This is a genomic window from Catenibacterium sp. RTP21428st1_D7_RTP21428_210409 (genome assembly GCF_040227455.1).
Classification (GTDB): domain Bacteria; phylum Bacillota_I; class Bacilli_A; order Erysipelotrichales; family Coprobacillaceae; genus Catenibacterium; species Catenibacterium mitsuoka_A.
The window spans coordinates 1-8,065 of record NZ_JBEHVX010000100.1 but is presented as its reverse complement, the minus strand read 5'-3'; the positions used below and the strand labels follow the sequence as shown (position 1 = coordinate 8,065).

At 32.6% G+C, this 8,065-nt stretch carries 7 protein-coding genes; all 7 read left to right on the top strand.

The annotated features are described in order from the left end of the window. The first annotated feature begins 233 nt into the window (after positions 1 to 233). Positions 234 to 938, top strand: a complete 705-nt coding sequence (gene pyrF / locus ABUA27_RS11240) for an orotidine-5'-phosphate decarboxylase (RefSeq protein WP_349820730.1) — start codon at positions 234 to 236, stop codon at positions 936 to 938. Between the two features lie 2 nt (positions 939 to 940). Further along, positions 941 to 1,579: an orotate phosphoribosyltransferase gene (gene pyrE, locus ABUA27_RS11235; RefSeq protein ID WP_022424224.1), complete on the top strand. Its 639-nt coding sequence runs from the start codon at positions 941 to 943 to the stop codon at positions 1,577 to 1,579. A gap of 128 nt (positions 1,580 to 1,707) precedes the next feature. Continuing rightward, complete coding sequence (locus tag ABUA27_RS11230) at positions 1,708 to 2,511, top strand: ABC transporter permease (RefSeq protein WP_022424225.1); 804 nt, start codon at positions 1,708 to 1,710, stop codon at positions 2,509 to 2,511. 8 nt (positions 2,512 to 2,519) lie between these two features. Next, positions 2,520 to 3,338, top strand: coding sequence for an ABC transporter ATP-binding protein (locus tag ABUA27_RS11225; protein WP_022424226.1), 819 nt, complete (start codon positions 2,520 to 2,522; stop codon positions 3,336 to 3,338). A gap of 50 nt (positions 3,339 to 3,388) precedes the next feature. Next, the gene (locus ABUA27_RS11220; RefSeq protein ID WP_288835079.1) at positions 3,389 to 5,623 is read left to right on the top strand and encodes a CDP-glycerol:glycerophosphate glycerophosphotransferase; all 2,235 of its coding nucleotides are present in this window, start codon (positions 3,389 to 3,391) and stop codon (positions 5,621 to 5,623) included. A 94-nt stretch (positions 5,624 to 5,717) separates the two neighbouring features. Continuing rightward, positions 5,718 to 6,911 (top strand): CDP-glycerol glycerophosphotransferase family protein, encoded by a 1,194-nt coding sequence (locus tag ABUA27_RS11215; RefSeq protein WP_129981679.1) that lies wholly within the window; start codon positions 5,718 to 5,720, stop codon positions 6,909 to 6,911. Further along, positions 6,901 to 7,998 (top strand): CDP-glycerol glycerophosphotransferase family protein, encoded by a 1,098-nt coding sequence (locus ABUA27_RS11210; RefSeq protein WP_287846399.1) that lies wholly within the window; start codon positions 6,901 to 6,903, stop codon positions 7,996 to 7,998. The genes ABUA27_RS11215 and ABUA27_RS11210 overlap by 11 nt, the downstream gene beginning before the upstream one ends. The last annotated feature ends 67 nt before the right edge of the window (positions 7,999 to 8,065 follow it).

The window sequence follows — 8,065 nt, the reverse complement described above, 5'->3', positions numbered from 1 at the left end:
AAATAGTCTATATCCTGAATATTTCTGCTCCACACTTCTCTTAAATCGTTACCTGTAGATTATGGGTATTCAAAAAATTCTTTCATTTTTAATTTATATCATTTTTATATGGTTATTACAATATATTCACCAAAACATCCGCTAAGTTTTTATAATAATATTTTTAAAAATCTCCCAGGGTTATATGTTTTATGATATACTTCATAGAGAATAAAAAAATTGGAGGGTAGTTTATGACTAAAAGCAGAGTAATTATTGCACTCGATTTCAAAAACAAAGCTGATGTTCTTGAATTCCTAGATAAATTTGATGAACCGCTCTTTGTGAAGGTAGGTATGGAACTCTTCTATGGAGAAGGACCTGCAATCATTCAGGCTATCAAAGAAAGAGGACATTCAATCTTCTTAGACTTGAAATTACATGATATTCCTCATACAGTAAAGATGGCTATGAAGAACTTAGCACGTCTTGATGTTGATATCGTTAATGTTCATGCTTCAGGTTCTAAGGCTATGATGCAGGCTGCAATTGAAGGTCTAGAAGAAGAAAAGGGCAAGGATCGTCCTTTATGTATTGCAGTTACATGTCTTACTTCTTTAAGCCAGGAAGTATTAGATGATGAATTAGGTATTCATGAACCTATTCAGGATGTCGCAATCAGATGGGCTAAGAATGCGAAAGAAGCAGGACTTGATGGTGTTGTATGTTCACCATTAGAATCTAAAGGTATTCATGATGCAGTAGGAGAAGACTTCTTAACAGTGACTCCAGGTATCAGACTTGCCAGTGATGCTAAAGATGACCAGAAGCGTGTGACTACACCAGCCATGGCTAAAGATATGACTTCTAGCTATATTGTAGTAGGTCGTACAATTACTAAGGCAGCTGATCCAGTAGCTGCTTATAAAGAAATATTTAATCAATTTCAAGGAGAATAATAATGAGTAGAGAAGAATTAATTGCGAAAGATTTATTAAGTATCAAGGCTGTATTCTTAAGCCCTGATGAACCATTTACTTGGGCTTCAGGTATTAAATCACCAATCTATTGTGATAATAGATTAACTTTATCTTATCCAGAAGTAAGAAACGATATCGAAAAAGGTTTAGCTGAATTAGTACAGGAAAACTATCCTGATTGTGAAGTATTAATGGGTACTTCAACTGCTGGTATTGCACATGCTGCATTAGTGGCTGATATCTTAAATAAACCAATGGGATATGTACGTGGTTCAAATAAGTCTCATGGACGTCAGAACCGTATTGAAGGTGCTGTAAGAGAAGGTATGAAGGTTGTAGTAGTAGAAGACTTAATTTCTACTGGTGGATCTTCTTTAGAAGTAGTAGATGCATTAAGAGAAGCTGGATGTGAAGTATTAGGACTAGTTGCTATCTTCACTTATGGCTTAAAGGATTCTATCAAGAACTTCGCAGATAAGGATTGTCATTTCGTAACTTTATCTAACTATGATGCTCTTCTTCCTGTTGCTGTAGAACATAACTACATTAAAGAAGAAGCATTAGAAAAGCTAAAAGCATGGAAAGTTGATCCACATGATGAAAGCTGGATGACTAAATAATTCATCTAGGAGGGGATATCCCTCCTTTTTTTTTACGTATAAATAAAGTATAATAAAAAAGGCTAATATTGCTTTTTGAAGTATAATGCTGTATAAATATTAAGATAGATTATTAAGGAGGATCCAACGTGTTAGAGGCTGTAAAATATGTAATCAAAGAAAACAGCGAGAACTTATTTCGTATTTATTCTATTTCGAAATATGAAGTACTAGCTGACATGCGTGATTCAAAGTTAGGTTTATTCTGGAACTTTGCGAATCCAATTATTCAGGTATTAACATATTGGTTTGTATTTGGATTAGTATTAAATCGTAAGTCAGTAGATGGTATTGAATATATCTGGTGGATGCTTGGAGGTATGGTCGTATGGTTCTTTATTTCTCCATGTATTACTGCAGGATGTAATGCTATCTTCTCTAAAATAAATATTATTACTAAAATGAAATTCCCAGTCAGTGTCCTTCCAGCAACAGTAGTATTATCTAAACTATTTGACCACTTCTGCTTGATGTGTATATTGACAATATTATTCTGCTTTGCTGGATATTATCCATCATTACATTGGGTAGGACTTATTTATTATTGTTTCTGCGGTGTTGTCTTCTCTATTTCTTTATCAATGACAACATCTGTTCTCAATATGCTTGCACGTGACACAAGAAAGTTAGTGCTTGCTATTATGCGTTTATTATTATACATGACTCCAATCCTATGGAATGTAAAGAACCTTCCATCTATTCTACAGAGAATCATGTTAACTAACCCTATTTATTATATTGTTCAGGGCTATCGTGACTGTTTCTTCTATCATCGTGGAATTATGTATTATAAATATTCTGCTTTCTGTTTCTGGGCTATTACGGTTTTCTTATTTATATTTGGAAGCTGTATTATGTATAAATTCAAATCTAAGTTTGTAGACTTTATTTAGGAGGCATTATGGATTCAAATATCGCAATTGAAGCACGTCATGCTTCTAAAATATATGAACTAAGATCTAAAGAGAAAAAAAGCGATGTCAAGTTTTATGCCCTCAAGGATTTAAACTTTGAAATCAAGAAAGGACAAGTTGTAGGCATTCTAGGAACAAATGGTTCTGGTAAATCAACTATGTCCATTATTCTTGCAGGAATCTGTGATCCTGATGAAGGCGAAATCATTGTAAATGGGACACAGGCTTTGATTGCTATTAATACTGGATTAAATGCACAGTTGACAGGACTGGAGAATATTGAATTAAAGGGTGCTTTATTAGGCCTTTCTAAAAAGCGTATTGAAGAGATTAAAGAAGGTGTTATTAATTTCGCAGAAATTGGTGACTTCCTTTACCAGCCTGTAAAGAAATATTCATCAGGTATGAAATCGAGACTTGGTTTCTCAATTAACCTTTGTCTTGATCCAGATATTATGATTGTCGATGAAGCATTAAGTGTCGGTGATAAAGGTTTTGCTGAAAAGTGTCTGAATAAGATGACTGAATTAAAAGAACAGGGTAAAACAATTATCTTTATTTCACATAACTTAAGACAGGTAAGATCATTTTGTGATAGTGCTATGTGGATTGAAGGCGGTATGCTTCGTGAATATGGTGATATTGATGAAGTATGTGATCATTATGCTGACTATGTAGAGTACTACAATCATTTATCCGCAAAAGAGAAAAGGAAAGTACGTGATGAGAAATTCGCAAAGCGTGTGATTCCAAATTCTCATCGTACACTAGGTGATAAGCTCTTTGCTGCTATTAAGACAAGATAAACAAAGGGCAGGGGAACCTGCCCTTTTAAATAGAGAAAGGAAGTAAAGTTATGAAATTATCAATTATCATACCATTTAATCGTTATATACATTATTTATATGACTGCTTAGAAAGTATCAAGGATCAGAATTTGACTGATTATGAAGTGCTTCTAGTAGTAGATGCTATTGAAGATGTAAAGGATAAGATCCACAAATATGATTTACCTATTACTCTTATTGAGTCTGGTGAAGCAACAGTAGGTAAAAAGAGAAATATGGGTCTTAATCTTGCTAAGGGAGATTATGTTTATTTCTTAGATAGTGATGACTATGTATTGCCTAACTGTCTAAATGCTTTAATAGAAGAAGCACAAAAATCTAATAATCAAGTTGTTGCTGGTAAAAGAATGGTTTCATGGTTTAAAAAACAGGTTTTTGAAACAATGAGCGATGAAACAAATATTGAAAGAAACTTAAAAGACAAGGATCATGATCGTCTTGAAAAAGTGGAAAGAAAACAAGAAGAACATGTTTATGACAATGAACCAGAACAGTTCAAGATTGATCTTCTTATTCGTACAAGACATGCATTAAGAAATGTATCATGCTTAAACCTTCTTATTAAACGTTCACTTATTGAAGACAATCATATTTCTTTTAAAGAAGAATTCTTCTGGTATACAGATGCACCATTTGTAGTTGGACTATTGAAATATACAAACGATGTTTCTTTTGTAGAAGATGCTATTCTAGTCAAACGTAAACATAATGACCCAATCAGTCGTCCTGCTTTATCCCAGATTAAGGATCCTGATGGTCGCTTTGATGAATTTATTGAAGCGCATAACTATTGCTTAGAGATTTCTAAGGATTATCCATCTATTCATTATTATATTAATGCGAAGATGGCTAACTACTTTACTAGTTTCTTTGCTAAGAAAGTCAGAAGAAGTGAAGATGATAAGTGGAGAACAACACGTTTTGATACAATGGCCAAAGTTCTAACTCTTATTGAACCAGAACTATTAAAGAAATCACTTTATCGTCGTAGTCTTTCTAAAGCATGTATGAATCACGACTTAAAGAAAGCACAAAAAATCATTGCAGCTCACTTAGCTGGTGTTAAAGCCAAGAAGATCTTTAAGAATAAGAATGAAATGAATAAGTACTTATATAGACATAAATATAAGAATGAACCTATTCAGAAAAATCTTATTATGTTTGAAACATTCCGTGGCGCAAGTTATGCAGATTCACCAAAATATATTTATGAATATTTGGCTAAGAACTTCCCTGGACAATATGAATTTGTCTGGGTACTTAATGACACGAAGACAAAACTCCCATATGGTGGAACAGTTGTTAAACGTATGACACGTAAATATGCTTACTATCTTGCTGTATGTAAATACTTCGTATTTAATACAAGACAGCCATTATGGTATCGTAAAAGAGAAGGACAGGTCTTCCTAGAAACATGGCATGGCACACCACTTAAACGTCTAGCCTTTGACCAGGAAGAAGTGACTGCAGCTTCTCCTACATATAAAGCACAGTTCTATCGTCAGAAACAGGAATGGGACTATCTCATTGCACCTAATGCATTTTCTAGTGAAATATTCAAGAGTTGCTTTATGTATAAGGATGAAGGAGATACGATGTTAGATACAGGTTATCCTAGAAATGACTTACTCTCTGATCCTCATAAAGAAGAAATTGCGAAAGAATTAAAGAAAAAGGTTGGTATTCCACTAGATAAGAAAGTCATTCTCTATGCCCCTACATGGAGAGATGATGAATATTATGGTAATGGTGCCTATAAGTTCCAGTTAAAATTAAATCTTGAGCAAATGAGAAAAGAACTAGGTGATGAATATGTCATTATCCTAAGAACACATTATTATATTGCGGATGTACTTGATTTAACTGGTTTAGATGGTTTTGCGTTTAATTTAAGTAAGTATGATGATATTACTGAAATCTATTTGATGAGTGATATTCTTATTACTGACTATTCAAGTGTTTTCTTTGACTTTGCGAACCTCAAACGTCCAATGTTATTCTATACATATGACTTAGATAAATATCGTGATGTATTAAGAGGCTTCTATATTAATATGGAAGAAGAACTTCCAGGCCCACTTGTATTCACTACAGATGAAGTTATTGATACAATTAAGCATATGGATGAAATCACTGAAAAATATGCAGAGCGCTATGTAACATTCTATGACAAGTTCTGTGGTTGGGAAGATGGTCATTCTTCACAGAGAGTTGTTGAAACAGTATTTGAAAAGAATTAGCTTTCCTTTACAGGAAGCTTTTTCTTTTTATTGGTTTGATTGACTAGAACAGTCATTCTCACTATAATAGACCCTAATAAAGGAGAACTTCATCATGAAACTAATTAAGAAAATATTAGGTAAACTGATTCGTTTATTATATCGTCTCGTTTATCGCTTTATACCGTGTGATGATCATACAATATTATTCATTTCATTCCATGGACGTGGCTATACAGACAACCCTAAAGCACTCCATCAATATATAACAGAACATCAAGAATATGCCTCTTATCGCTGTATCTATGCAATTAAGCATCATAAAGAAAAGAATCTCACTATTCCTAATGCTAAGATCATAGAATACTTCAGTATTCCTTATTTCTTCTATCTCGCAAGAAGCAAGTATTGGATTTCTAACTGTAAGCTTCCTAAATATGTATTAAAGAAGGATAACCAAATTTATTTACAAACTTGGCATGGTACACCTTTAAAGAAGCTTGCTCATGATATTGAAGTGCCAGAAGGAACTACATTCTATCGCTCTGGTATGTCTGTAGAAGAAATGCGTGCCACTTATGATAATGATGTCTCAAAATACAACTATATGATTTCTCCGAGTGCCTTCACTACAGAAGTCTTCCAAACATCTTTTAGAATTAATAAGGAAAGATTGATTGAAACAGGCTACCCAAGAAATGATATATTATCTAACTATACAAAAGAAGATGTAGAAACTATTAAAAATAGAATGCATCTTCCTCACGATAAAAAGATCTTACTCTATGCACCTACATGGCGAGATAACTCATTTAATATGAAGGGCTATACATTTAAACTAGAAGTTAACTTCAAGAAATGGCAGGAAGTATTAGGGGATGAATATATTGTTGTATTTAAACCTCATTATTTGATTGTGAATGATTTTAACTTAGATGAAGTGAAAGACTTCGTTTATTATGTAGATCCTCAAGAAGATATTGCAGACTTATACTTAATTGCGGATGTCTTAGTGACTGACTATTCAAGTGTCTTCTTTGATTATGCAATATTAAAAAGACCAATCTATTTCTATATGTATGATTTAGAAAACTATCGTGATGAATTAAGAGGTTTCTATTTAGATATTTATAAGGATCTTCCAGGAGATGTGGTAGAAAATGAAGATACACTACTTGAGAAGATTCATATACATGATTTTGATTATGACCGTTTAAAAGGCTTCAATGAACGTTTTAATAATCATGAAGACGGACATGCCAGCAAACGTGTCATTGATATACTACTAGGTGAACAGCATGGGGCTTAAGAAAATCGTATTAAACATCATTCTTTCATTCGTGAACATCTTTGTATCACTTATTCCTATTAAAAAGAATCAAATTGCATTTGTTTCATTAGAAGACAATGTTTTAAGAGATGACTTCTTAGATATCTATAATCATCTTGATACATCTCATTATTCTATTAAGAAAGTACTCATTCATTATGATAAAAAATCAGTATGGAATGATTTCTTATATCTCCTTAACTGCATTAAACAGATTATTGTGATTAATACATCCCATATCGTACTCATTAATGACAATAACTATGTTGTCTCTCGTTATAAGAGACAAGGTGTTAAGGTCATTGAAGTATGGCATGCCACAGGAGCTATTAAGAAGTTTGGAAATGCGATTAAAAGACAATATCCTATTAATAACTATGACTATGTTATTGCGAATAGTGATTATTGGGTAGAACCTTATTCTCTTGCTTTCTCTGTAGACAAAAACAACGTACTTGTAACAGGTATGCCACGTGTCGATCATTTATTTGATGAAACATATAAAGAAGAAGCACAAAAGAACTTCTATCTCAAGTATCCAAAATTAAAAAATAAGAAGATATTACTTTATGCACCTACATTTAGAGGAAATATTTATAAAGGATTTAAAGCAGTTGATTTTGATTCAAAGAAGCTTATGTCTTTGCTGGATGAAGATACAGTTCTACTTTATAAATATCATCCACTTATGCATAATATCCCGATTGAAGAAGATGAACGTATACTTAATATGAGTCATGAGAATACTTATGATTTATTTATTGTGAGTGATGCGCTTATTTCTGATTTTTCTTCTATTATCTTTGATTATTCTATTCTAAATAAGCCAATGTATTTCTATGTGCCTGATTTAAAGGAATATATGCATCATTTAGGATGTTTTGTAGACTATAAGAAGGAAATGCCTGGTCCATTATGTTATAATGAAGATGAATTAGGAGATGCAATACATTCTAATGAACGTTATGATATTAAACGATTTAAGACTAAGTTTTTTAAATATCAGGATGGAAAGAATGTAGAACGTGTCATCTCATTCATAGAACAGTTAATCAAGGAGGATTAAGTGTGAAACAAAAATCAATCAAAACGTATAAAAAAAGACAAACTTAAAAACAAGTTTGAATAATTTA

Bases quoted from the DNA above. Each gene is read 5' to 3' on its own strand.
- pyrF (WP_349820730.1), top strand. From the start codon at position 234: ATGACTAAAAGCAGAGTAATTATTGCACTCGATTTCAAAAACAAAGCT.
- pyrE (WP_022424224.1), top strand. From the start codon at position 941: ATGAGTAGAGAAGAATTAATTGCGAAAGATTTATTAAGTATCAAGGCT.
- ABUA27_RS11225 (WP_022424226.1), top strand. From the start codon at position 2,520: ATGGATTCAAATATCGCAATTGAAGCACGTCATGCTTCTAAAATATAT.
- ABUA27_RS11220 (WP_288835079.1), top strand. From the start codon at position 3,389: ATGAAATTATCAATTATCATACCATTTAATCGTTATATACATTATTTA.
- ABUA27_RS11215 (WP_129981679.1), top strand. From the start codon at position 5,718: ATGAAACTAATTAAGAAAATATTAGGTAAACTGATTCGTTTATTATAT.
- ABUA27_RS11210 (WP_287846399.1), top strand. From the start codon at position 6,901: ATGGGGCTTAAGAAAATCGTATTAAACATCATTCTTTCATTCGTGAAC.